Origin of the sequence: Streptomyces sp. PA03-5A (assembly GCF_033792725.1) — a bacterium.
GTDB lineage: Bacteria > Actinomycetota > Actinomycetes > Streptomycetales > Streptomycetaceae > Actinacidiphila.
This window is the reverse complement of sequence record NZ_JARAVL010000018.1, coordinates 61,759-84,435: the sequence shown is the minus strand read 5'-3', so window position 1 is coordinate 84,435 and position 22,677 is coordinate 61,759. Positions and strand designations below refer to the sequence as shown.

23 protein-coding genes and 1 pseudogene are annotated in these 22,677 nt (G+C 72.2%); 8 read left to right on the top strand and 16 right to left on the bottom strand.

Annotation, left to right across the window (positions count from 1 at the left end):
- Positions 1–136: 136 nt before the first annotated feature.
- Positions 137–1,666, bottom strand: a complete 1,530-nt coding sequence (locus PV410_RS23020) for a hypothetical protein (protein WP_500327275.1) — start codon at positions 1,664–1,666, stop codon at positions 137–139.
- Positions 1,667–2,006: 340 nt separating this feature from the next.
- Between PV410_RS23020 and PV410_RS23015 the strand changes: the two are divergent.
- A pseudogene (locus tag PV410_RS23015) lies at positions 2,007–2,462 on the top strand (suppressor of fused domain protein); the annotation flags it as partial.
- A gap of 115 nt (positions 2,463–2,577) precedes the next feature.
- Here PV410_RS23015 and PV410_RS23010 read toward each other — a convergent pair.
- Entirely contained in the window at positions 2,578–3,438 is an 861-nt protein-coding gene (locus tag PV410_RS23010) for an alpha/beta fold hydrolase (RefSeq protein ID WP_500327274.1), read from the bottom strand.
- A gap of 43 nt (positions 3,439–3,481) precedes the next feature.
- Between PV410_RS23010 and PV410_RS23005 the strand changes: the two genes are divergently transcribed.
- Positions 3,482–5,209, top strand: coding sequence for a dolichyl-phosphate-mannose--protein mannosyltransferase (locus tag PV410_RS23005; protein ID WP_500327273.1), 1,728 nt, complete (start codon positions 3,482–3,484; stop codon positions 5,207–5,209).
- Positions 5,210–5,273: 64 nt separating this feature from the next.
- The gene (locus PV410_RS23000) at positions 5,274–6,449 is read left to right on the top strand and encodes an aromatic ring-hydroxylating oxygenase subunit alpha (RefSeq protein WP_500327272.1); all 1,176 of its coding nucleotides are present in this window, start codon (positions 5,274–5,276) and stop codon (positions 6,447–6,449) included.
- A gap of 17 nt (positions 6,450–6,466) precedes the next feature.
- On the opposite strand, the gene PV410_RS22995 is transcribed toward PV410_RS23000, so the two are convergent.
- Entirely contained in the window at positions 6,467–7,225 is a 759-nt protein-coding gene (locus PV410_RS22995; protein WP_500327271.1) for a hypothetical protein, read from the bottom strand.
- 236 nt (positions 7,226–7,461) lie between these two features.
- Between PV410_RS22995 and PV410_RS22990 the strand changes: the two genes are divergently transcribed.
- A complete protein-coding gene (locus PV410_RS22990) occupies positions 7,462–7,932 on the top strand; it encodes a GNAT family N-acetyltransferase (RefSeq protein ID WP_500327270.1) in 471 nt (156 codons plus the stop codon).
- A gap of 28 nt (positions 7,933–7,960) precedes the next feature.
- Here PV410_RS22990 and PV410_RS22985 read toward each other — a convergent pair whose 3' ends face one another.
- The gene (locus PV410_RS22985) at positions 7,961–8,248 is read right to left on the bottom strand and encodes a hypothetical protein (RefSeq protein ID WP_500327269.1); all 288 of its coding nucleotides are present in this window, start codon (positions 8,246–8,248) and stop codon (positions 7,961–7,963) included.
- Between the two features lie 499 nt (positions 8,249–8,747).
- On the opposite strand from PV410_RS22985, the gene PV410_RS22980 reads away from it, so the two are divergent.
- The 3 genes from PV410_RS22980 to PV410_RS22970 all read left to right on the top strand — a co-directional run bounded on the left by PV410_RS22980 (position 8,748) and on the right by PV410_RS22970 (position 11,585).
- Entirely contained in the window at positions 8,748–9,974 is a 1,227-nt protein-coding gene (locus PV410_RS22980) for an MFS transporter (RefSeq protein WP_500327267.1), read from the top strand.
- A gap of 461 nt (positions 9,975–10,435) precedes the next feature.
- Positions 10,436–11,098 (top strand): Type 1 glutamine amidotransferase-like domain-containing protein, encoded by a 663-nt coding sequence (locus tag PV410_RS22975; protein WP_500327266.1) that lies wholly within the window; start codon positions 10,436–10,438, stop codon positions 11,096–11,098.
- A 280-nt stretch (positions 11,099–11,378) separates the two neighbouring features.
- A complete protein-coding gene (locus PV410_RS22970) occupies positions 11,379–11,585 on the top strand; it encodes a hypothetical protein (RefSeq protein WP_500327265.1) in 207 nt (68 codons plus the stop codon).
- A gap of 283 nt (positions 11,586–11,868) precedes the next feature.
- Here the strand turns inward: PV410_RS22970 and dapD are convergent, their stop codons facing one another.
- Both dapD and PV410_RS22960 read right to left on the bottom strand, forming a co-directional pair.
- Positions 11,869–12,861 (bottom strand): 2,3,4,5-tetrahydropyridine-2,6-dicarboxylate N-succinyltransferase, encoded by a 993-nt coding sequence (gene dapD / locus PV410_RS22965; RefSeq protein ID WP_500327264.1) that lies wholly within the window; start codon positions 12,859–12,861, stop codon positions 11,869–11,871.
- Between the two features lie 10 nt (positions 12,862–12,871).
- Positions 12,872–14,146, bottom strand: a complete 1,275-nt coding sequence (locus PV410_RS22960; protein ID WP_500327263.1) for an MFS transporter — start codon at positions 14,144–14,146, stop codon at positions 12,872–12,874.
- 68 nt (positions 14,147–14,214) lie between these two features.
- Between PV410_RS22960 and PV410_RS22955 the strand changes: the two genes are divergently transcribed.
- Positions 14,215–15,102 (top strand): winged helix-turn-helix transcriptional regulator, encoded by an 888-nt coding sequence (locus tag PV410_RS22955; RefSeq protein ID WP_500327262.1) that lies wholly within the window; start codon positions 14,215–14,217, stop codon positions 15,100–15,102.
- Here PV410_RS22955 and PV410_RS22950 read toward each other — a convergent pair.
- From PV410_RS22950 to sufD, 10 genes are all read right to left on the bottom strand, one after another.
- On the bottom strand, positions 15,080–16,291 hold the full coding sequence (locus PV410_RS22950; RefSeq protein WP_500327261.1) for an MFS transporter: 1,212 nt from the start codon (positions 16,289–16,291) through the stop codon (positions 15,080–15,082). The genes PV410_RS22955 and PV410_RS22950 overlap by 23 nt on opposite strands.
- Positions 16,292–16,396: 105 nt before the next feature.
- A complete protein-coding gene (locus tag PV410_RS22945) occupies positions 16,397–16,951 on the bottom strand; it encodes a TetR/AcrR family transcriptional regulator (protein ID WP_500327260.1) in 555 nt (184 codons plus the stop codon).
- On the bottom strand, positions 16,951–17,271 hold the full coding sequence (locus tag PV410_RS22940; RefSeq protein WP_500327259.1) for a DMT family transporter: 321 nt from the start codon (positions 17,269–17,271) through the stop codon (positions 16,951–16,953). Before PV410_RS22940 ends, PV410_RS22945 begins: the two co-directional genes overlap by 1 nt.
- Before the next feature lie 50 nt (positions 17,272–17,321).
- Positions 17,322–18,107, bottom strand: a complete 786-nt coding sequence (locus PV410_RS22935; RefSeq protein WP_500327257.1) for a hypothetical protein — start codon at positions 18,105–18,107, stop codon at positions 17,322–17,324.
- Between the two features lie 104 nt (positions 18,108–18,211).
- Complete coding sequence (locus tag PV410_RS22930) at positions 18,212–18,553, bottom strand: metal-sulfur cluster assembly factor (RefSeq protein WP_018560667.1); 342 nt, start codon at positions 18,551–18,553, stop codon at positions 18,212–18,214.
- Positions 18,550–19,014 (bottom strand): Fe-S cluster assembly sulfur transfer protein SufU, encoded by a 465-nt coding sequence (gene sufU / locus PV410_RS22925; RefSeq protein ID WP_326576995.1) that lies wholly within the window; start codon positions 19,012–19,014, stop codon positions 18,550–18,552. Before sufU ends, PV410_RS22930 begins: the two co-directional genes overlap by 4 nt.
- 19 nt (positions 19,015–19,033) lie before the next feature.
- Positions 19,034–20,293, bottom strand: coding sequence for a cysteine desulfurase (locus tag PV410_RS22920; protein WP_500327255.1), 1,260 nt, complete (start codon positions 20,291–20,293; stop codon positions 19,034–19,036).
- A complete protein-coding gene (gene sufC, locus PV410_RS22915; RefSeq protein ID WP_500327254.1) occupies positions 20,290–21,054 on the bottom strand; it encodes a Fe-S cluster assembly ATPase SufC in 765 nt (254 codons plus the stop codon). Before sufC ends, PV410_RS22920 begins: the two co-directional genes overlap by 4 nt.
- 7 nt (positions 21,055–21,061) lie before the next feature.
- Positions 21,062–21,391: a non-heme iron oxygenase ferredoxin subunit gene (locus tag PV410_RS22910; protein WP_396348051.1), complete on the bottom strand. Its 330-nt coding sequence runs from the start codon at positions 21,389–21,391 to the stop codon at positions 21,062–21,064.
- A complete protein-coding gene (gene sufD, locus PV410_RS22905) occupies positions 21,388–22,563 on the bottom strand; it encodes a Fe-S cluster assembly protein SufD (protein ID WP_499511220.1) in 1,176 nt (391 codons plus the stop codon). Before sufD ends, PV410_RS22910 begins: the two co-directional genes overlap by 4 nt.
- Positions 22,564–22,677: the final 114 nt, after the last annotated feature.

The following is a 22,677-nucleotide window of genomic DNA, read 5'->3' as shown; positions in this document are numbered from 1 at the left end:
ACGAGGTCACTGCTCTGCCGCAGTCACGCTCCCGCCCCGTGGCGAACGGGAGTTGAACTGAGCGGGACATTCCGACGCCCATTCCCTGAGGCGTTCGGGCCTCCTCCGCGCCCCGTTCCGCGCCGCGGCAGGCGGCTCAGGGCGCCGTGGGTCCCGCCGAACGGGCCTTGAACGCGGCCTTGCGCGCCTCCTTGGCCAGCCGCTTGTCGGGGTGGATGCGGCCCATGGCCTCCAGGACGTCGGCGGTCGCCGGGTGGTCCACCCGCCAGGCCGCGGTGAAGAACCCGTCATGCCGGGCGACAAGGTCGGTGACCAGCTCGCGCAGCAACTCGGGGTCGTCGTCGGCGTCGAGCTGGGCGGCGATGGTGTCGACCGTGAGCCAGAAGATCATGTCCTCGTCGGGCGCGGGGACGTCCGCCGCCTCGCGTTCGGTCAGCCAGACCCGGGCCAGTCCGCCGAGCTGGCGGTCGGGCAGGACCTCGCGCAGGGCCGGCTCGGCCTCGTCGCCGAGCAGGCTCAGGGTCTGCTGGGCGACCAGCCGGCGGCCGGGTGCGTTGCGGTCCTCGCCGCGCGCCGCCTCCAGCAGCTCACGGGCCGCGTCGTACGGCTTGCGGTTGCCGAGCCACGCGTCGGCCTCCCGGCGGGCGATCTGGTCCGGGTACCGGAACAGCGCCTCCAGGAGGGCGGCGGCGGGCTCCCCGGCCAGGTCACCGGCGACCGGGGCGTGCAGGCCGGCCTCGACCATCCGGGACCGCACGCCGTACGCGCCGAGCGGGGTCAGCCGCACCAGGCCGTACCGGGAGACCTCATCGGGCCCGATCTCCTGCGGGAAGGCCACCGTCCCCTCGGCGGGACCGGCGTCCTCGGACTCGGCCTCCTCGATCAGCGCCTCGTCCAGCGGCTGGTACTCCAGCAGCCCGGTGGTCGTGAGCAGCCGGAAGTGCTCGTCGAGGCGCATCATCACCTCGGTGACGTCCTCCAGCAGGGCGTCGCTCGGCTCCTCCACGTCCTCGGGGACGACGAGGGAGGCGGCCAGGACCGGCAGCGGCACGGCGTCCTTGGCGTCGCCGCCGGAGTCCTCCATGACGGTGAAGAGGTACAGGTTGGCGAGCGCGCCGTCGAGGAACTCGGCCTCCTCCTCCGGGTCCCAGTCCAGGGTGCTCAGGTCGACCTCCCCGTCCGGGCCCAGTTCCTCCAGCAGGCCGTCCAGGTCGGGGGTCGCGGCCTCGGCCAGCGCCGTGTCCAGTGCGGCGAGCCACAGCTCCAGCACCTCGCGGGGCTCGCCCGTGTCCAGCCGCGTCAGCGCCTCGCCGGGCACGGCGCGCCCCGCGGGCTCGTCCAGGGCCACGCTCGGGGCGCCGCCCTCCTCGTCCTCGTCCGCGGTGTCCGCGATGTCCAGGTCGACGAGGCCCGCGTCCACGGCCACGCCCCAGGCCTGGGTCGTCTCTGCCGGGCCGTCCGGCTGCTCCTCCAGACCCAGCTCGCGGACCGCGCGCGGGACGTCCTCGGCGGTCAGCTCCCCCATCGCGTCCACGGTCACGTGCGGCGCGCACCAGCGCGCCAGCCGTACCGCGCGGTCGAGGAGCGGTACGGCGAGTGCGAGCCGCGCCAGCTCCTCCTCGGGCAGCAGCCTCACCGGCGGCAGGTCGAGGCGGTCAGCGGCCATGGCGGGATCTCCAATGCAGCGGTGTCCGGGGGCGCGTGAGCGCGCAGCACCAGCCTAGACGTGCGGGCGCCCGGCGGGTGCGCTTCGGCCTCCCGTCACCCGTCGTTACCGCAACGGACGCGCGAGGCGGCGGCATTGGCGCGCGTCGGCGGACCCCGGAGGGCGACCACGGCGGCTCCACCCGTCAGCGGTGTCACTTCCGCCCCACCGCCGTGGCCGGGCACCGGTGCGCACGTCCCGGAGCCCGCGCCACACGGCGCGCACCGGTGCGCGCCGTGGCGTACGGCGGGGCCCCTCGCGCCCCACGGGGTGGGGCGGGGTCGGGCGCCGGGCACCTGACATGGTCCCCGCCATGACGACGAGCGGGGCGGAGCCGACGCAGGAGGCGCTCGACCGGCACGTGCGGAGGTTCTTCGCGGGCCACCCGGTGGGCACGGCCGACCACGACCTGGGCGACGGACGGCGCGGCACGGTCCCCGGGCTGCGCGTCCTGGAGGTGGGCCCGGGCCCCCGCGGCGGCTACTGGACCTACGTCACGGCCGGTCGCGGGTCACGGGCCGACCGCGACGGCCACCGCCTGGAGTTCGTGCTGACCGCCCCGGTCCGCGACCCCCGCTTCGCCGACCTGGTCGCCATGACCGCCCACCACCACCGCGGTCCCCGGCCGCATCCGCTCGACGTGGGCCACAGCCTTCCGGTCGGCGAGCCCTGGGTCCCCGGTTCGGCCTGCGACCACATCCTGGTCAGCCTCCCGTATCTGTACGGCCCCGATCTGGAGGTGTGCCGGCTGCCGGACGGCCACGCCCGTCTGCTGTGGCTGCTGCCGGTGACCGCGTCCGAGATCGCCTTCCGCCGGCCCTGCACCGGGCGCCGGTCGTCTGAGCCGGGTCGCTCCGCGGGCACGGCCGTGGTCAGCCCTGCGAGAGGAAGTCCTCCAGGGCCTCCAGCCAGGCGTCCGGCTGGTCGACGTGGGCCATGTGCCCCGCCTCCTCGATCACCGCGGCCCGCGCGGACGGGAGGAGCCGCAGCGTGGGTGCGACCAGGCCGGCCGGGAAGGTCATGTCCTGCCGCCCGTGCAGCAGCAGCACGGGCACGCCGAGCGCCGCGAGCCGCCCGGGGTCGCCGGGGCGGCGCGGCCCCGGCAGCGTCCCGGCCTGCCAGGGGCGCAGCCACTCCCCGGTGAAGCGGACGCCGCGCAGGACGTCGAGGTAACCCGGCAGGGCCTCCTCCCGCCACACGTTCGCCCGTGCGGAGGCCACGGCGGCCGCACGTGTGAGGGCCGCTCCGGACAACGAGCGGTCGGACCACACCGCGGCCTCCGCCGCCAGCCGCTCCTCGCGCTCCGGCCAGCCGTCGAAGGCGTCCGGCGGCACCGGCAGGACACTGCTCGACGCGATCACCAGGCGTCGTACACGCCCGGGCGCGGCCAGGGCGAGGCGCTGCGCGATCAGCCCTCCGTACGAGAAGCCGAGGACGTCCGTCCGCCCGATCCCCAGGGCGTCCAGCAGCCGCACGAGGTCGGCGGTGGCCGCGTCCGGCGTGTAGTGGCCGTCGGCGAGCCCGCGCGTGGAGCGCCCGCAGCCGCGCAGGTCCGGGAGGACGATCCGGCGGTGCCCGGCGAGCCGGTCCAGGGGCCGGCGCAGATAGGTGTGGTCCCAGTCGGGTCCGCCGTGCACCACCAGCAGCGGCGGCCCGGGCGGACGGCCCGCCCGGGCAACGAACAACTCCACCGCCGGGTCGTCCGAGACCGGCACCAGGATCTCCTCGAACACGGGGGCCAGTATGACGATCCGACAACGTCCCTAGGATGGCCGGGTGACGACGGACACCGCTACGCCGGACCGCACCGAAGACGCCGCCGGCGGCCCCCGGGCGGCGACCGCCGCCGACTGGCCGCTGCGACTGCGCCGGTTCGGCCACAGCCCACGCCCCCGGACCGACACGCGCGAGCGGCTGGTCCCGCCCTTCCCCGAACCGGGCACCCGAACATGGCAGGCCCTGGGCCTGGGTCCGGCGCGGGCGCACCGCGCCGCACGGGCCATGGGCTGGCTCGGCCCCGCCCTGGTCGCCGTCCTCGCCGGAGTGCTGCGCTTCGTGGACCTCGGCAGCCCGCGCGCCATCGTCTTCGACGAGACGTTCTACGCCAAGGACTCCTGGTCCCTGCTCCGGCTCGGCTACGAGGGCACCTGGCCCGACCGCAAGGTCTCCGACCCGCAGATCCTGGGGGACCCCCAGGTCATCCCGCTCTCCGGGACCGGCCACTTCATGGCGCACCCGCCGATGGGCAAGTGGGTGATCGCCCTCGGCGAGTGGATGTTCGGCCTGAACCCGCTCGGCTGGCGTTTCATGGCGGCCGTGCTCGGCACGCTGTCGGTGCTGATGCTGTGCCGCATCGGCCGCCGGCTGTTCCGCTCGACGGCACTGGGCTGCCTCGCGGGCGGCCTGATGGCGGTGGACGGGCTGCACTTCGTGATGAGCCGGGTCGCCCTCCTCGACGTGGTCGTCATGTTCTTCGTGCTGGCGGCGTTCGGCTGCCTGCTGATCGACCGCGACCGCGCGCGGGCCCGGCTCGCGGCGGCCCTCCCGGTGGACCCCGACGGCTTCGCCGGGCCCGACGCGGTCACCGGCGCCCGCGCGGGAACAGGCCCGCGGCCCTGGCGGCTCGCGGCCGGCGCGCTCCTGGGCCTGGCCTCCGCCGTCAAGTGGAACGGCCTGTACTACCTGGCGTTCTTCCTGCTGATGACCGTGCTCTGGGACGTCGGCGCCCGCCGTCTGGCCGGGGCCCGCCGCCCCCGCCGCGCGGTGCTCCGCCGCGACCTCGGCTGGTCCTTCCTGTCCCTCGTCCCGGTCGCCCTGGTCACGTACCTGGTGACCTGGACCGGCTGGTTCCTCAGCGACGACGGCTACGGCCGGGACTGGGCCGACGGGCGCGGCGGCACGTGGTCCTGGATCCCGGCGCCGCTGCGCAGCCTGTGGCACTACGAGTACGCGGTCTACCAGTTCAACGTCGGCCTGGAGGACCCGCACCCGTACCAGTCCAACCCGTGGAGCTGGCTGGTGCTGGGCCGCCCGGTGTCCTTCTTCTACGAGTCCCCCAAGACGGGGCAGGACGGCTGCGGCGCCGCCAACTGCTCGCGGGAGATCCTCGCCCTCGGCACGCCGCTGCTGTGGTGGGCGGCCTGCTTCGCCCTCGTCTACCTGCTCTACCGCTGGGCGCTGCGCCGTGACTGGCGCGCCGGCGCCCTCCTGTGCGCGGTCGCCGCGGGCTACCTCCCGTGGTTCCACTACCAGAACCGCACCATCTTCTCCTTCTACGCCGTCGTCTTCCTCCCCTACCTCTGCCTGGCCCTCGCCATGACGCTCGGCGCGCTCCTCGGACGGCCCGGCGCCGGCGAACGCCGCCGCACCTACGGGGCGGTGGCCGCGGGCGTCCTCGTCCTGCTGATCGTCTGGAACTTCCTCTACTTCTTCCCGATCTACACAGGGCGGACGATCCCGTACGACGACTGGCACGCCCGGATGTGGCTGAACACCTGGATCTGACCCGGCCGCCCAGGGCCGGGATACCATGCCCGCCCGTCCAGGTAGCCCCGTCCGGAGGTGTGCGATGGCACGTCCCGTCTTCCCCGAGGCCCCCGTCCCGCCCGGTGAACTGGACCGCGCACTGCGGCCGTTCGGAACCTCGACGATGCTGCCCGGCGAGGCGTACACCTCGGCCGCCGTCCTCGACTGGGAGCGGCGGCACCTGTTCGCCGGCACCTGGTGCTGCCTCGGCCGCGCCGACGACCTGTTCAGCGGGCCGGACGGGACCGCCGTCACGCAGCGCGCCCTGGTCGTGGGCGACGTCCCGGTCCTGCTCACACGCTCCGGGGACGGCGGCGCCGTCCGCGCGTTCGCCAACACCTGCCGGCACCGGGCCCACGAACTCCTGCCCGAGGGCGGCACGGGCACCCGGGAGATCGTCCCGTGCCCCTACCACGCCTGGGCGTACGGCCTGGACGGCGCGTTGCGCAGGGCGCCCGGCTTCCAGGACGTGCCCTCCTTCGACCGCCGGGACCACGGGCTGGCCGAACTGCCCGCCGTCGAGTGGCACGGCTGGGTCATGGCCAACGCGACCGGCGGCGCGGCACCGTTCGCCGAGCACCTCGGCGGGATGGGCCCGCTGGTCGACCCGTACGCCCCCGGGGAGCTGAAGGCAGCCGAGCGGCACGCGTACACGGTCCGCGCGAACTGGAAGGTGATCGCCGAGAACTACCACGAGTGCTACCACTGCCCGCTGATCCACCCCGAGCTGTGCGCCGTGTCCCCGCCGGCCAGCGGCGACAACTACGACCTCCCCGGCGCATGGGTGGGTGGGGCGATGGACCTGCGGGACGGCGCGGAGACGATGTCCCTGACCGGCCGGTCCCGGGGGACCTTCATCGACGGCACGGACCGGCGCCGCGTGCTGTACCTCGGCCTCTTCCCGAACCTGCTGCTCTCCCTGCACCCCGACTACGTGATGACCCATCTGCTCGTCCCGGAAGCCCCGGACCTCACCCGGGTCACCTGCACCTGGTACGTACCCCAGGGCGTGGCCGACGCCTCGTACGCCGTGGAGTTCTGGGACCGCACGAACCGGCAGGACTGGGCCGCCTGCGAGTCGGTGCAGCGCGGCCTGGCCTCCCCGCACTACCGCCCCGGCCCCTTCGCCCCCAACGAGGACGCGGTCCACCGCTGGGTCACGATGGTCGGCCGCGCCTACCGCGGCACGCCCCCGTGGGAACCGCTCGACCCCGCCTAGTCCACCGCCCGGGCGGGTCACTCCACGAAGCTGCCGCTCCGATACCCCATGCGCGCGTCCCCGACCTCCAGCAGTACGTCGGAGATCGTGAAGTGCTTTTCGAGGGCCGTCCGCAGCGACTCCAGGGCGGCGCGGATCTCGGACAGCTGCTCGCGCGGCTCGCGCTCCCGCAGGTACCGGACGACGGATTCGTACGTCGACGGTCCCCATGGGGACGACGTGGCGAGCGCGGTGTCACGCCACCGGGGCGCGAACTCCTCCAGGTTGGCCATCATCCGGCGCTGCCCCTCCCTGCTGCCGGGATGACCGACGTCCATCGCCCTCGCGAGGTCCTCCTGCGTCGGGGCGAGCGGCAGGGCCCCGGAGCGCATGATGGCGAGGAGCACCTGCAGGGCGTTGAACTTGCCGCTGAGCAGCGGCTGGAGCCGGTTGTAGGCCTCGGGGTCGATGATCTGCAGCGCCACACCGTGGTCACCCATCAGACCGGAGATCCGCGCGAGGTTCACGATCTGCCTCTGCACACCCCGGGCGACCCAGCCCCCCGCGCCGAGCGCGTACGCGTCGTCACCGTGCTCGAGGTGCCGGCCCATCCGCTCCGCGTAGCCCTCCAGGTTCCTGACGATGCCTTCCGCCTCCAGCATCACCTCGTTGAGCCGCACGTAGAGGATGAACAGCTCCGCGCCGAGTTTGCTGCGCCGCTTCTCCTCGCGGATCGCCCTCAGTCCCGGCAGCCCTTGCACGAGTGCCTCGACCAGGGTCCGTACCAATTCGACCATCGTTGTCCTTCGCGGTCCGATCGCTCATGGATCCTCCGCCGCCTGCGTACGGTGGCGGGAACCGGCAAGGCCGGACTCTAACAGCCGGTCGAACGCCGCAGGCCCCGGATGCGCCGCCCGGGTCCGCACACCTCCCGGCGCGCCAGTCCCGCTCTGGGCGCGGCGGGCCGCATACGCTGCGAGGACGTACGACCCGGCGCCCGCGGCTACGCGTACGCACAGGGAAAGGGTGTGGCATGACGTCCCCAGGCGTGCACCTCCGGGAGATCACCGACGACAACCGCGAGGCCGTCCGTGCCCTGCGCGTCCGGCACAAGCAGAAGCAGTTCGTCGCGTCGGTGTCCCTGTCGCTCAAGCAGGCGGCGAAGATGCCGGACGCCAACCCCTGGTACCGCGCCGTGTACCGCGGCGACGAGCCGGTCGGCTTCGTGATGCTGTCGTGGAAACCGCCGGCCGGCCCCTACCAGGGACGGCACTTCATCTGGCGCCTCCTCATCGACAAGCACCACCAGGGGCACGGCATCGGCCGGGAGGTGCTCACCCAGATCGCCGACCTGGTCCGCGCCGACGGCGCCACCGAGCTGCTGACCAGCTACGAGCCCGGTGACGGCGAACCCTGGCCCTTCTACCGCAAGTTCGGCTTCGAGCCCACCGGTGAGATCGACGACGGCGAGATCGTCCTGCGGCTCGCCCTCCCACCCGGCTGAGCACCGCGCGGGCGCGTGAACGCATCGGTCATCCGTCGAAGCGCCGCCACGGGATGTCGAGCAGTCCGAGCGGATGCAGTGCGCCGCGGTGCCGGCCGCCGACCCAGACGTCGAGCTTTCCTTCGTCCCCGCTGGGGCTGACCGTGGCGACGAGACCAGGGGCCGACCAGGAAGTGCGTGACGCGACGGGGGCCGGTGCGAGGCCGACCAGCCGGAACTCCCGGTCGTTCCACACCCCGCTGACGTCCGGGTCGTCCCCGGGGTCCGCGACGATCACCACCGACAGGGGTCCGACCACGACGGTCGCCCCGGGCACGCGGAACACGTCACCGCCCGGCCCGGCAAACCGCAGGCCGCGTCCTCATCGACGTGGGTCAGGGGCGCAGGCATCATCCCGGAAGGATATTCGGGCGACGATCGACGCCGGGCTCACGGTGCTGACCCTCCGCCGGCTGTTCCCGGACCTCAATGCCGTTGACCACAGTGCCTGTCGGTGACGGGTGTGCCGAGGCAGTAGGCGCCGGTTCAGCCTGGCTGTTACGGTCCTGGCCGTGATCGACACGCTCCCGGACTCCGCTTGAGCCCGTCTCCCCACGCACGGCAGGTCCCCCACGAGCGCGTACAGCACCGGTGAGATACCGCAATCCCCGAACCATCACTGACCGGCGGCGGCGCAGGCTGACCCCGTCACGCCCTGAGCAAACGTCGTTGACCGACCCTGCCCGGCCTTGGCCGGGCACCACCGGCACCCTGGAGGCCAGCACGTGATGCGCCCTACCCCTGCTGTCAGGCGGGCGACCTTCCTCGCGATACTCGTGTCCGAATTCCTGAACCTGCTGGGTGCGGGAATGGCGTCGATCGCCGTCACGCTCACCGTCACGACGAAAACCGGCGAGGCCTCCACGCTCGCGGTCCTGCTGGCGGTGCGCACGTTCACGAGCGTCTTCTTCGCCCCGTTCGCGGGCGTCATCGTCGATCGTTTCCCTCAACGGCACGTTCTGCTCGGGGCCAACGCCGTGCTGGCCGCGACGGTCGCCGCGCTGTTCCTCATCGTGCGCGACGACCACGTCGACTTCGTCCTGATCGGCGTCGTCCTCGTCGTGCAGGCCCTCGCCGACAGCGTGGCGCAGTCGCTCATCGTCAGTGTGGTGAGGCACCTGGCGAGCGATGTCGAACTGGTCCGCTCCAACGCGCTCGTCCACCTGGTGCAGAGCGTTCCGCAGATCCTGGCACCGGCGATCGGCGCGTGGACCTACGCGGTCTCCGGGCCGGACGTCGTGCTGGGAACCAGTCTCACCGGGCTGCTGCTCTCCTTCTCCCTCATGGCGGTGCTGGCCCGAGGGTTGCCCATGGTCGAACGGGGGGCGAGGCAGTCGCCGTTCGCGCATGTCGCGGCCGGTTTCCGGTTCATCTGGGCGCATCGCGGCCTGCGCCGGCTGCAGCTGTCGTACAGCGCCCTGAACTTCTTCAACGGCCTCTCGGCAGCCGGGCTGGTGGCCTACGTGACCCGGCACGCCGGCAGTGTCGGCTGGGGGTCGTACTCCGCGTTCGGCGGAGTGGGGCTGGTCTCCGGCGCCCTGTACATGACGCTGCGCAAGCGGCCGCACCGCGCCGACGTCCTCCTGCCCGCCGCACAGGCCACCGCGGCCGTGGCAGGCCGCATCCTGCTCGTCGTACCGGGTGCCCACTGGCTCTGGTACCTGGGGAGTTTCGGCCGCAACGCGGGGCTGCAGCTCACCGGCGGCCCGATGACCGCGATCTGGCAGCGCCAGTCACCCGGCGACGCGCTCGGCGTCGTCAGCGGCTGCCGCCGCCTGATCTCCCAGGGCGCCTACCCGGTCGCGGTGCTCATCGGCGGCCTTTCCTACGACTGGTGGACGGCAGCGATCGGTTCCGGCGGCATGTTCTTCACCGTCCTGGGGGTCGCGGAACTCTCGGCGGTCTCGCTGTGGCTCTCCGGCCCGGTACGGGCGGTGTTCCTCGCCGAGAACACGCACGTCGACGAGGAGCGGATGGGGAAGATCGACGCCAAGGCGGCCTAGGTCGTGTCGTCAAATGAGCGCCGGCCGCCCGAAGGGCGGGCCCAGCGGCGTCTGGTGCGGTGCATCGCAAGGCGGCGAGTCGTCCTCGTAGTGGGCTACTCGGTCGATTCGACAACGCAGCGTGGGGGCACCCCCGGCCGAAGGCTGGGGGAGTGCCGTGCCAGGCGCCGCGGGGCAGGCGGGCATTTGACGACACGGCCTAGGGCGAGGCGATCTGACGCATACGAGGCACAGCTCCCTCAACGCGCGAGCGCCCTCCCGCGGGGGGCGCTCGTCACGTCGGCCAAGGCCGCCGCCACCGGTTCAGGGTGTCCCATGAACGTCGATGGCAGCCGGAGGACGAGCCGAGAGCCCCGGCGACCTGAAGGGCCTCTGAAGAGGTCGCCCGGACTGCGATGAGTTCCAGCACGGTCTCGGGTCTTCAGGTACATCCACCTTCCGCACGCGAATTTGGAGGCACCTTGAAGCTCCTGCTCACGTCAGGCGGCGTCACGAACCCGAGCATCCACACGGCGCTCGTCAAGCTCCTCGGCAAGCCGATCGCCGAGTGCCACGCCCTCTGCATCCCGACAGCACAATGGGGTCACCCGATGTGCGGGCCGACATCGGTGCGGGGCCTCGTAGCCGCCGAGCCCCGGTGGCAGCACCTGACCGGCCTCGGCTGGGCGTCACTCGGCGTCCTCGAACTCACCGCACTGCCCACCATCGGCGCAGAACGATGGGTCCCCTGGGTCCGGGAGGCCGACGTGCTCCTGGTCGACGGCGGCGACGCGACGTACCTGTGCCACTGGATGCGGGAGTCCGGGCTGGCCGATCTGCTGCCTTCGCTGCCCGACACGGTCTGGGTGGGAGTGAGCGCCGGAAGCATGGTGATGACGCCCCGGATCGGAGCGTACTTCGTCGAGTGGGCGTCCGCGCCGGACGACCGCACTCTGGGAGTCGTCGACTTCTCGATCTTCCCGCACCTGGACGCCTTCCCAACGAACACCCCGGCTGACGCGGAGCGTTGGGCCGCCGACATCGGCGTCCCGGCCTACGCCATCGACGAACAGACGGCCATCCAGGTCGTCGACGGCTCCGTCGAGGTGGTCTCCGAAGGGCAATGGACGAAATTCGGGTCATAGCCGCCCGACAGTCGTGACGTCGCGTCGTTCCGCGAGACCCCATGACGTGCCGCGACCTCGACCACCGGGGCGCCCGCGGCCACCTCCATGACCGCGTGATCCCGCTGCTCGACCACGCCCAACTCCACCAGCGCGGCCCCGGCCCTCCCGCACGCGCCGAATCAGGCCCCGCACCCGACAGCGCCGTCACCCGAATGGCGCATCGTGACGTGCCACCCACATGGGTGAAGATCAAGCTGACTAGTGTCCGAACCGAGGCAATGCGTGAAAGGGGAACCACATGCGCATTCGACGAATCCTCGCCGCCGTCATCGCCACGGCAGCCCTCACGGGACTCGGCCTCACCGGCGCCGCCACCGCCACCGCAGCCACCGCCGCCACCACCGCCAGCCCCACCCCGGGTGAGTGCGAGCAGGGCGGCGGAACGGTCGACTGGGCGACCAACACCTGCAAGGGCGGCACGTACGACGGGCAGATGGTCGACTAGTACCCGGTATGCGCCCCGCAGCCACCCGCTGCGGGGCGCTCCCGCGCGAGCGTGGCCGGGAGAGTCGCTGGGCCCCGCAGGCTCGTCCCGACCACACGGTGGTACCGCCGGACGGCGCCCGGATCGAACTCCTGGAGCGGGGCTCCTGCACGAGCGCCCTCCCGGGCCGTCCTCGGGCCGTGGAAGGGCGCTCGGCGATGACCAACGTCGACAACTGCCGACAGCTCAGCAGCGGATCAGGACGTTGATCGAAAAGACAGCCGCAGGTCACGGCCGCCGGCGGTCAGTTGTGGCTGTGCAGGATCTCGTTCAGCCCGCCCCACGAGCCCGTGCGCTGGAGGACCTCGACCGCGCCGGTGATGGAGTTGCGGCGGAAGAGGAGGTTGTTGGCGCCGGAGAGCTCCTTGGCCTTGACGATGGTCTCGTCGGGGAGGAAGACCCGGGTGCCCGCGGTGACGTAGAGGCCGGCCTCGACGACGCAGTCGTCGCCCAGGGAGATGCCGATGCCGGCCTCGGCGCCGAGGAGGCAGCGCTCACCGATGGAGACGACCGCCTTGCCGCCGCCGGAGAGGGTGCCCATGATCGAGGCGCCGCCGCCGATGTCGGAGCCGTCGCCGACGATGACGCCCTGGCTGATGCGGCCCTCGACCATGGAGGTGCCCAGCGTGCCGGCGTTGAAGTTGCAGAAGCCCTCGTGCATCACCGTGGTGCCGGACGCGAGGTGCGCGCCGAGGCGGACGCGGTCGGCGTCGGCGATGCGGACGCCGGCGGGGACGACGTAGTCCGTCATGCGCGGGAACTTGTCCACGCCGTAGACCGACAGGTGCAGCCCCTCGGCGCGGGCGGCGAGGCGGGCGCGCTCGATGTCGCCGACGGGGACGGGCCCGATGGAGGTCCAGGCGACGTTGGCCAGGAGGCCGAAGATGCCGTCCAGGTTCTGGCCGTTGGGCTTCACCAGGCGGTGGCTCAGCAGGTGCAGCCGCAGGTATGCGTCGTGCGCGTCGAGCGGCTTGTCGTCGGTCGAGGCGATGACGGTGCGTACGGCGACGACCTCGACGCCGCGGCGCGGGTCCGGCCCCAGGGCCTTGGGGGCGGCGTCTCCCAGCAGCTCGGCGGCCTGCTCGGCGGAGAGCCGTTCGGTCCCGGCGGGGCCGGGCGCCGCCACGAGCTCGGGCGCGGGGAACCAGGTGTCGAGGACGGTGCCGTCGGCGGCGATCGTGGCGAGGCCTGCGGCAACGGCACCGGTGGCGCGAGAGGTGGCGGTCGTTTCAGTCATGTGTCGAACGCTAGTCGTTGCGTCCCGCACTTGCCCAACCGGCCCGCCATCCGGAACGCCGGCGCCCGCCCGCCTCGGCCCCGGCCGATCCGGTGTCCCGCGCACCCGCGTCGGCGGACCCGGAGCCGCGCCGCCACCGAGCGGCGGCCGCCAGCAGCACCGCCCCGCTGAGCGCGGCCAGCACCGCGCAGACCGGCCACAGCGCGCCGGGCGCGGCCTCGTACAGGCCGCCGCCGAGGGGCGGGGCGAGGACGGTACCGCTGACCGAGGCGCCTGCGTACAGGGACTGGAAGCGGCCCTGCAGGTGGTCGGGGGCGCTGTCGGCCACGTAGGCGGTGGCGGTGGTCTTGTAGAGGATCTCCCCCGCCGTGAGAAGCAGCATCATCGTGACCGCGGCGGCGATGTACGGGCCGCCGGCCAGGGCGGCGTAGCCGGCGCCGACGAGGACGAGCCCGGTGCCGATGATCGGCAGCGGCGGGCGGCGGCGCAGGGCGACGGTGGCCGGGATCTCCAGGCAGAGGATGACGCCTCCGTTGACGGCGATGAGCAGGCCGTACGCGGCGGTGCCGATGCCGTGGTCGGCGAGCCAGACGGGCAGGGTGGAGTACTGCTGCCGGTAGACGGTGTCGGTGACCAGGACCGTCGCCAGCAGCACCACGACGGCGGGCCGGGCGCGCAGTGCCGCCCACAACCCGTCGGCGCCGGCGGCGCGGACGGCACGGGCCCGGCGGGCGCCCTGGGCGGGCAGCGCGCGGGCGGCGTAGCCGGCGAAGAGCAGGGTGCCGAGGCCGTCGGCGACGAAGAGCCAGGTGTACGAGGTGCGGGCGGCCAGCAGCGCGCCGAGCGGCGGCCCCACGGTGAAGCCCGCGTTGGAGGCGAAGCGCAGCACGGCGAAACCCTGGCGGCGCGCGCCCTCGGGGACGGAGACGGCGACGAGCGCGGAGTTGGCGGCCCGCACGGTGCCGGACGCGTACTGCGCGAGCAGCAGGACGGGCAGCAGCGCGGCGGTCGGCAGGGCGGGCAGCAGGACGAGTCCGGCGCCAGAGACGGCGGACCCGGCGAGCAGGACGCGGCGGTGCCCGAGGTGGTCGCCGAACCAGCCGCCGGTGAAGTTGCCGGCGACCAGGCCCACCCCGCCCGTGCCGGCGATCAGCCCGGCCTCCGGGACGGGCAGGCCCCGTACCGAGGTCAGCCAGACGAAGAGGTAGACGAACGTGAAGCTCACGACCGCGTTCGTGAAGACCCCGGCGGCCAGCAACCAGACGACCCTGGGCACCTCGCGCATGCCCGTACCCCCTCCTCCGCCCAGTGAGTTCCTTTTGGAAACTCACTCCCGGCTGGCAGGATAGCGGCATGGCCCGCCGCACAGAACTCGGTGACGCGAATTGCTCCATCGCCCAGGCCCTCGACGTGGTCGGCGACTGGTGGACGCTGCTGATCGTGCGGGACGCCGCCCGCGGCGTGGACCGCTTCGACGACCTGCAGCGCGAACTCGGCGTCTCCCGCAAGGTGCTGGCCGAGCGGCTGCGCCTGCTGGTCGACGCGGACGTGCTGGCCCGTGAGCCGTACCAGGACCGCCCCGTGCGCCACGCGTACCGGCTCACCCCGCGCGGCCGGGCGCTGCTGCCGGTGCTGATCGCCCTCCAGGACTGGGGCGACCAGTGGGTGCTGGGCGACGGCACGACCACCGGCACCGCACCGGACGGCTCACGGGAGGCGGAGCGCGTGCACGCGCTGACGGGGACCCGCGTGCCCGCGCTGCTGCTCCCCGCGGGCCCGGACGGCGAACTCCGCGACCCGGTGGCCGCGGACCGCCCGTTCACGGTCCTCTACTGCTTCCCCGGCGCCTACGCGCGGCCCGCGTCCTACCCCCCGGGCTGGGGCGACATCCCGGGTGCGGCGGGTTGCACGCTGGAGTCCTGCACCTACCGGGACCGGCAGGCGGAGTTCACCGCGGCGGGCGCGGCCGTGCACGGGGTGAGCACCCAGCGTCCGGACGAGCAGGCGGAGTTCGCCGAGCGGGAGCGGTTGCGCTTCCCGCTGCTGTCGGACGCGGAGCTGACCCTGTCCGCGGCGCTGCGGCTGCCGACCTTCCGCGCGGGCGGCGCGGTACGGCTGAAGCGGCTGACGCTGGTGGTCGGCGCGGACCGGGTGGTCCGGCGGGTGTTCTACCCGGTCACGGACATCACGGCGAGCGTGGCGGAGGCGCTCGAGGCGGTCAGGACTGCGTCGCGGCCTTGACCGCGTCCGGTTCGGCGGCCGCGTCCCGTACGCCCGGCAGCCGCTGGGCACCGAGTACGGCCGCGCCGGCGATGACGCCGAGCACCGCGCACAGCGGCCACAGCGCGCCCGGCGCGTGCTCGTAGAGCACGCCGCCGAGCGGGGCGGCCAGCACCACGCCGCTGATGGACGCGCCGGCGTACATGCTCTGGAAGCGGCCCTGCAGGTGGTCGGGGGCGTTGTCGGCCACGTAGGCGGTGGACGGCGACTTGTAGAGGATGTCGCCCACGGTCAGCAGGATCATCATCGCGACGGCGGCCGCGACGTACCATCCGCCGGTGGTCAGCGCGGCGAAGCCGAGCCCGACCAGGATCACGCCGAGGCCGATGATCGGCAGCGGGGCGCGCCGGCGCAGGGCGATGGTGACCGGGAGTTCGAGGAGGATCACCAGCGCGCCGTTGATGGCGATGAGGGCGCCGTAGACGCCCGTGCCGATGCCGTGGTCCTTCAGGTACACGGGCAGGGTGGAGTACTGCTGGCGGTAGATGGTGTCGGCGACCAGGATCGCGACGAGCAGCACCAGGACGGCGGGCCGGGCGCGCAGCGCGGTCCACAGGCCGGGCGCGTCGGGCGATGCCTCGCCCTTGGGCCGGTGGTTGCCGTTCGCCGGCAGGATGAAATGCGCGTAGACACCGAAGAAGAGCATGCCGAGGCCGTCGGCCACGAACAGCCAGTCGTACGAGATCGTCGTGGCGATCAGCGCACCGAGCGGCGGGCCCACGGTGACGCCGAGGTTCGCCATGAAGCGCAGCAGGGCGAAGCCCTGACGGCGGGAGCCCTCGGGCACGGAGAAGGCGATGAGCGCCGAGTTGGAGGCCCGGGTGATGCCGGTGGCGTACTGGGCGACCGGGAAGACCACCGCGAGGGCGGCGGTCGGCGTCAGCGGCAGGGCCGCCAGGCCGAGACCGGACACGACCATGCCGGTGATCAGGGTGCGGCGGTGCCCGAAGCGGTCGCCGAACCAGCCGCCGGTGAAGTTGCCGGCGACCATGCCGACGCCGCCCACACCGGCGATGAGTCCTGCCTGGGAGGTGCTGAGCCCCCGCGGTCCGGTCAGGTAGACGAAGAGGTAGACGAAGGTGAAGCTCACCGCCGCCACGAAGAACATGCCGCTGGCCAGGAGCCACACCACCCTCGGTATGTCCTTCATCGCCTGTTTCATACTGCCCTCCGATCGACGCTCTACAAGAATCGATCACGTGAAGGCGTGAATGCGGCGCGTGAGGATGCCGGATCAGGTCGCGGCCGGTATAGGTCAGCGAACCCGGTCACAGGTGCCGATGATCCGGGCGAAGACCTCGCGGGCCTCCTCCCGGTCGATGTCGCGGCCGGTCAGCAGTGCCTGCAGGCACATCCCGTCGGTGAGGGCGGCCAGCGCGCGGGCGGTGACCGGGTCGGTCCACCGGGTGAGGAGCGCGGCCATGTGGTCCACCCACTCCGCGGCGACCGGGCGTACGGCATCGTGGCGGAGCGCGGCGAGGTAGAGCTCGTACTCCAGCTGCGCACGCGGACGGTCCCGGGAGACCGTCTCCTCGACGAACCGGGCCAGTTCCGCGGCGAGGTCGGCGCCGGGCGAGCCGAGCAGGGCGCGCTCCCCGACCTCCCGGAAGAAAACCTCGTTGCACTGCCGCAGCGCGGCCACCAGCAGGTCGTCGAGGGTGGCGAAGTGGTACGTGGTCGAGCCGAGCGGGACGTCGGCCGCCGCGGCGACGGCCCGGTGGCTCAGCCCGGCGATGCCGCGCTCGCCGACGACGCGGATCGCGGCGTCGATGATGCGCTGCCGCCGCTCCGGGTCGTACCGGCGGGCCATCAGTGGGCGCCGCCGAGGTTGAGGACGACCACCCCGGCGATGACCAGGGCGATCCCCGTCAGCTTGGCGGCGGTGGCCGCCTCGCCGAGGAAGACCATGCCGATGGCGGCGATGGCCGCGGTGCCGACTCCGGCCCATATCGCGTAGGCGGTGCCCACGGACATCGACTTGAGCGTCTGCGCGAGCAGCGCGAAGGCGATCAGGTAGCCGGCGGTGGTGCCGAGGGAGGGCCACAGCTTGGTGAAGCCGTCGCTGTACTTCATGGACGTCGTACCGAGCACTTCGGCGAGGATCGCCCCGCCCAGCAATGCGTATGCCATGCGTACGAGCGTACACATCGATGTGTACGCTCGTACGCATGGCGGGCCCCTCAGGACCGGCGCGGCCACCACCGCTTCCGGGCGGTGTCCGGCGCCGGCGCCAGGCCCAGCGAACCCGTCAGGAAGAACTCCCCGTCCACCCAGTGCCCCGGGGCCGGGGTGTCCGTCAACTCCTCGCCGGCCACGGCGACATCGACCTCGTGGCCGCCGATGGTGCGCACCCGCAGCCGGTGGAAGCGGCCGCCCCCTGCCCCGCCTTCGTGGACCTCGGCGAGCAGGACCTCCCCGGCGAACGCCGCGTGCGCCGAGGGCACCCAGTCCTCGCCCGCCCCCTCGGGCGCGAACAGGCCGAAGGGAAGGAGGTAGTCGGGCGCGAAACCGATCTCGCCCTCCTCCTGCGCGGCGTCGTACGCCTGCCTGCCCCCGGTGTGGAGGGTGAGCCGCTCCGCGAGCGCGGCGAGGCGCAGTTCGCCCTCGGGGGCCGTACCGCCCCGGGAGCGCAGCACGGCGCGGTCCTCCAGCTCCACCGCGAGCGGGCACAGCATCGTCCCGCAGGGACGTTCCAGCAGTTCGAGCCGGGCGGTCTCCTCGTCCACCAGCGCCACGCGGGCCACCAGCACCGGCTCGGCGGGCACCAGGCAGGGCAGCACCTGGGCGATCGAGCGCCCCTGCGTCTCGATGACGACCCGGGCGCCTCCGGCGCCCGTCCACACGTGCCGCCTCAGCTCACCCTCGACGTGCTGCGTGTCCGCGCGTTCGAGGAGCCCGACGACGAGTGAACGGAAGGAGTCCCGGTCGGTCACGCCGAGTCCGATGGCGGCGAAATGACTGCTCATGCGCGGAGACTCACCGACCCGGGGGAACCCCCGCAAACGAAAATACGACCGCGGGACGCCGCTCCTCCCCGGAGCGGCGTCCCGCGGTCGTGGTCCCGTGCGGGTCAGACGTTGAAGCCGAGCGCGCGCAGCTGGTCGCGGCCCTCGTCGGTGATCTTGTCGGGGCCCCACGGCGGCATCCAGACCCAGTTGATCTTCAGGTCGTTGACGATGCCGTCGGTGGCCGACTTCGCCTGGTCCTCGATGACGTCGGTCAGCGGGCAGGCCGCCGACGTGAGCGTCATGTCGAGGGTCGCGACGTTGCTGTCGTCGATGTGGATGCCGTAGATCAGGCCGAGGTTGACGACGTCGATGCCCAGTTCGGGGTCGACGACGTCGTAGAGGGCCTCACGGATCTCCTCCTCGCTCGCCGGCTTCGTCGTCGTCACTTCTGCGTTCTCGCTCATGCGGACTCCCTGACCGCGCCATCGCCCAGTGCCTGGGCGGTGGCGTCCTTCCACGCCATCCAGCTCAGCAGCGCGCACTTGACGCGCGCCGGGTACTTCGAGACGCCCGCGAACGCGACCGCGTCCTCCAGCACGTCCTCCATCGCGTCGTCGGGCTCCAGCTTGCCCTTGGACTGCATCAGCTCCAGGAAGACCTCCTGGACCTTCACGGCCTCGTCGACCTGGCGGCCGACGAGCAGTTCGTTGAGCACGGAGGCACTGGCCTGGCTGATGGAACAGCCCTGGCCCTCGTAGCTGATGTCCCGGATGGACGTGCCGTCGAGCTTGACGCGCAGCGTGATCTCGTCGCCGCACGTCGGGTTGACGTGGTGCACCTCGACGTCACCGTCGCGCAGGCCGCGGCCGTGCGGGTTCTTGTAGTGGTCCAGGATGACTTCCTGGTACATCGAATCCAGCTTCACAGGCTTCGCCGTCCGTCCCTCAGCCGAAGAAGTTCCGTACGTGCTCCAGGCCCTCGACCAAGGCGTCGACCTCGGCCGGAGTGGAGTACAGATAGAACGACGCTCGTGTGGTCGCGGGAATTCCGTACCGCAGGCAGACCGGCCGCGCGCAGTGGTGGCCGACGCGCACGGCGATGCCCTGCTCGTCCAGGACCTGGCCCACGTCGTGCGGGTGGATGTCGCCCAGGGTGAAGGAGATCGCGGAGCCGCGGCCCTCGGGGGTGTCCGGGCCGATGATCTTCAGCTCGGGCACCTCCTTCAGCCGCTTCAGCGCGTACTCGGTGATCGCGTGCTCGTGCGCGGCGATCTTGTCCATGCCGATGGCGCTCAGGTAGTCCACGGCCGCGCCGAGACCGACGGCCTGGGCAATCGGGGGCGTACCCGCCTCGAACTTGTGCGGCGCGGGCGCGTACGTCGACTCGTGCATCGAGACGGTCTCGATCATCTCGCCGCCGCCCAGGAACGGCGGGAGGTCCTCCAGCAGCTCCTGGCGGCCCCACAGCACGCCGATGCCCGTCGGGCCGAGCATCTTGTGGCCGGTGAAGGCCACGAAGTCGGCCTGCAGCGCCTGCACGTCCAGCACCATGTGCGGCGCGGCCTGCGAGGCGTCGATCAGCACCAGGGCGCCGACCTCCTGGGCGCGGCGCACGATGGCCTCGACCGGGTTGACCGTGCCCAGGATGTTGGAGACGAGCGTGAAGGAGACGATCTTCGTCTTCTCGGTGATGACCTGCTCGATGTCGCTCAGGTCGAGCCGGCCGTCGTCGGTCAGGCCGAACCACTTCAGCTTCGCGCCGGTGCGCTGCGAGAGCAGCTGCCACGGGACGATGTTGGAGTGGTGCTCCATCTCCGTGATGACGATCTCGGTCTCGCTGTCCACGCGGTAGGGCTCGTCGGCCCAGCCCAGCATGTTGGCGACCAGGTTCAGCGATTCCGAGGCGTTCTTGGTGAATATCACCTCGTCGCGGCTCGGGGCGTTGACGAACGCGGCGACCTTGTCACGGGCGCCCTCGTACAGCGCCGTGGCCTCCTCGGCGAGCGTGTGCACACCGCGGTGGACGTTGGCGTTGTAGCGCTCGTAGTACTCGCTGAGGGCGTCGATGACCTGGCGCGGCTTCTGCGAGGTCGCCGCGTTGTCCAGGTAGACGAGCTTCTTACCGTCGTGGACCAGCCGGTCCAGCACCGGGAAGTCCTTGCGGATCGCCTCGGTGTCCAGCAGGCCCGGCAGCTGCAATGTCATGCGGACGCGCCTCCCTTCACATAGGCCTCGTAGCCCTCGGCCTCCAGCTTGTCCGCCAGCTCCGGGCCGCCGGACTCGGCGATCCGCCCCGCGGCGAAGACGTGGACGTGGTCGGGCTTGATGTAGCGCAGGATGCGCGTGTAGTGGGTGATCAGCAGGGTGCCGACCTCACCGCTCTCGCGCACCCGGTTGACGCCCTCGGAGACGATGCGCAGCGCGTCGACGTCCAGGCCCGAGTCGGTCTCGTCGAGGATCGCGATCTTGGGCTTGAGCAGTTCGAGCTGGAGGATCTCGTGGCGCTTCTTCTCACCGCCGGAGAAGCCCTCGTTGACGTTGCGCTCGGCGAAGGAGGGGTCCATGTGCAGGCGCTCCATGGCCTCCTTGACCTCCTTCACCCAGGTGCGCAGCTTCGGGGCCTCGCCGCGGATGGCGGTGGCCGAGGTGCGCAGGAAGTTGGAGACGGAGACGCCGGGGACCTCGACCGGGTACTGCATGGCCAGGAAGACGCCCGCCCGGGCCCGCTCGTCGACGGACATGGCCAGCACGTCCTCGCCGTCCAGGGTCACGGTGCCACCGGTGATGGTGTACTTCGGGTGCCCGGCGAGCGAGTAGGCCAGGGTCGACTTGCCGGAGCCGTTCGGGCCCATGATGGCGTGGGTCTCGCCCTGCTTCACGGTCAGGTCGACACCGCGGAGGATCTCCCGCGGACCGCCCTCGGCCTCGACGGAGACGTGCAGGTCGTGGATCTCAAGCGTTGCCATGGGTGTCTCAGGACTCCTGGGTGACGGAGACGAGCACATCGTCCCCTTGGATCTGAACGGGGTATACGGGGACGGGCCGCGTCGCGGGCAGCCCGGACGGCTTGCCGGTCCGCAGGTCGAAGGAGGAGCCGTGCAGCCAGCACTCGATCTGGCAGTCCTCCACCTCGCCCTCGGACAGGGAGACGTTCGCGTGCGAGCAGATGTCGTTGATCGCGAACACCTCGCCCTCGGTGAGCACGACCGACACCGGAACGCCACCGAGCTCGACACGCTTGGGCGTGTCCTCCTCGAGCTCGCTCAGCGCGCAGGCGCGGACGAAACCTTCGGCGGCGGTCATACGACGGACGCCTCCAGTTCCGCGTCGATCTTCTCCAGCAGGCGCTCCTGCAGGTCGGCGACGCCGATCTGCTGGATCAGCTCGGCGAAGAAGCCGCGGACGACCAGCCGGCGGGCCTCGTCGGCCGGGATGCCGCGGGCCATCAGGTAGAACAGCTGCTCGTCCTCGAAGCGGCCGGTCGCCGAGGCGTGACCGGCGCCGACGATCTCGCCGGTCTCGATCTCCAGGTTCGGCACCGAGTCGACCCGGGCGCCGTCGGTGAGCACCAGGTTGCGGTTGAGCTCGTAGGTGTCGGTGCCCTCGGCCTCGGCGCGGATGAGCACGTCGCCGATCCACACCGCGTGCGCGTCCCGGCCCTGCAGCGCGCCCTTGTACGCCACGTTGGACCGGCAGTGCGGAGTGTCGTGGTCGATGAAGAGGCGGTGCTCCTGGTGCTGGCCCTCGTCGGTGAAGTACAGGCCGTAGAGCTCGGCCTCGCCGCCCGGGGCGCCGTAGACGACCCGCGGGTGCAGCCGCACGACGTCGCCGCCGAAGGTGACCACGACGGACTTGAAGGTCGCGTCGCGGCCGACCAGCGCGGTGTGCTGGGCCGCGTGCACGGCGGTGTCGTCCCAGTCCTGGATCGACACGACGGTCAGCTTGGCGCCGTCACCGATCAGGTACTCGACGTTGGCCGCGACGACGGCGTCACCGGTGTGGTCGATGACCACGACCGCCTCGGCGAAGGCGCCGACCTCGACGACCTGGTGGCCGAAGGCGACCCCGCCCTGGCCGTGCACCGAGATCCGCACCGGCTCGGTAAGCACCGCGTCCTTGGGGACGGAGATGACCGACGCCTTCTCGAAGGAGCTGTAGGCCTGGGCGGCGACCCGGTCCACCGGCTTGCCCGCCTTGCCGACCCGGGCGTCGTCCCGGCCGACGGTCTCGACGGTGACGCCCGCGGGGGCGTTCACCTCGACCTTGACGCCGCCACCGGTCGCGACGGCGGTGCCGTCGTGCAGACCGCGCAGCCGCTCCAGCGGGGTGAAGCGCCACTCCTCCTCGCGGCCGTTCGGCACGGGGAAGTCGGCCACGTCGTAGGACGCGGGCGCGCTGACCCGGGCGTCCCGGGGCTGGCCGACCTGGATGGCGCCTTCGGTGGTGGCACCGGCGGCCGGGATGGTTTCAGCCATGGCTGTCTTACTGCCTCTTTCTGCCTATGTGTGCTCGCTCGCCTCCGGGCGCTCGAATCCGCTTCCGACGTTCCTCGACACTGCGCTCGTTCCTCGCTTGGTCTCGTCACTTTC

Excerpts from the sequence above, each read along its gene's own strand:
- PV410_RS23020 (WP_500327275.1), bottom strand. The coding sequence starts at position 1,666 with ATGGCCGCTGACCGCCTCGACCTGCCGCCGGTGAGGCTGCTGCCCGAG.
- PV410_RS23000 (WP_500327272.1), top strand. The coding sequence starts at position 5,274 with ATGGCACGTCCCGTCTTCCCCGAGGCCCCCGTCCCGCCCGGTGAACTG.
- PV410_RS22995 (WP_500327271.1), bottom strand. The coding sequence starts at position 7,225 with ATGGTCGAATTGGTACGGACCCTGGTCGAGGCACTCGTGCAAGGGCTG.
- PV410_RS22990 (WP_500327270.1), top strand. The coding sequence starts at position 7,462 with ATGACGTCCCCAGGCGTGCACCTCCGGGAGATCACCGACGACAACCGC.
- PV410_RS22970 (WP_500327265.1), top strand. The coding sequence starts at position 11,379 with ATGCGCATTCGACGAATCCTCGCCGCCGTCATCGCCACGGCAGCCCTC.
- dapD (WP_500327264.1), bottom strand. The coding sequence starts at position 12,861 with ATGACTGAAACGACCGCCACCTCTCGCGCCACCGGTGCCGTTGCCGCA.
- PV410_RS22960 (WP_500327263.1), bottom strand. The coding sequence starts at position 14,146 with ATGCGCGAGGTGCCCAGGGTCGTCTGGTTGCTGGCCGCCGGGGTCTTC.
- PV410_RS22955 (WP_500327262.1), top strand. The coding sequence starts at position 14,215 with ATGGCCCGCCGCACAGAACTCGGTGACGCGAATTGCTCCATCGCCCAG.
- PV410_RS22950 (WP_500327261.1), bottom strand. The coding sequence starts at position 16,291 with ATGAAGGACATACCGAGGGTGGTGTGGCTCCTGGCCAGCGGCATGTTC.
- PV410_RS22945 (WP_500327260.1), bottom strand. The coding sequence starts at position 16,951 with ATGGCCCGCCGGTACGACCCGGAGCGGCGGCAGCGCATCATCGACGCC.
- PV410_RS22940 (WP_500327259.1), bottom strand. The coding sequence starts at position 17,271 with ATGGCATACGCATTGCTGGGCGGGGCGATCCTCGCCGAAGTGCTCGGT.
- PV410_RS22935 (WP_500327257.1), bottom strand. The coding sequence starts at position 18,107 with ATGAGCAGTCATTTCGCCGCCATCGGACTCGGCGTGACCGACCGGGAC.
- PV410_RS22930 (WP_018560667.1), bottom strand. The coding sequence starts at position 18,553 with ATGAGCGAGAACGCAGAAGTGACGACGACGAAGCCGGCGAGCGAGGAG.
- PV410_RS22920 (WP_500327255.1), bottom strand. The coding sequence starts at position 20,293 with ATGACATTGCAGCTGCCGGGCCTGCTGGACACCGAGGCGATCCGCAAG.
- sufC (WP_500327254.1), bottom strand. The coding sequence starts at position 21,054 with ATGGCAACGCTTGAGATCCACGACCTGCACGTCTCCGTCGAGGCCGAG.
- PV410_RS22910 (WP_396348051.1), bottom strand. The coding sequence starts at position 21,391 with ATGACCGCCGCCGAAGGTTTCGTCCGCGCCTGCGCGCTGAGCGAGCTC.
- sufD (WP_499511220.1), bottom strand. The coding sequence starts at position 22,563 with ATGGCTGAAACCATCCCGGCCGCCGGTGCCACCACCGAAGGCGCCATC.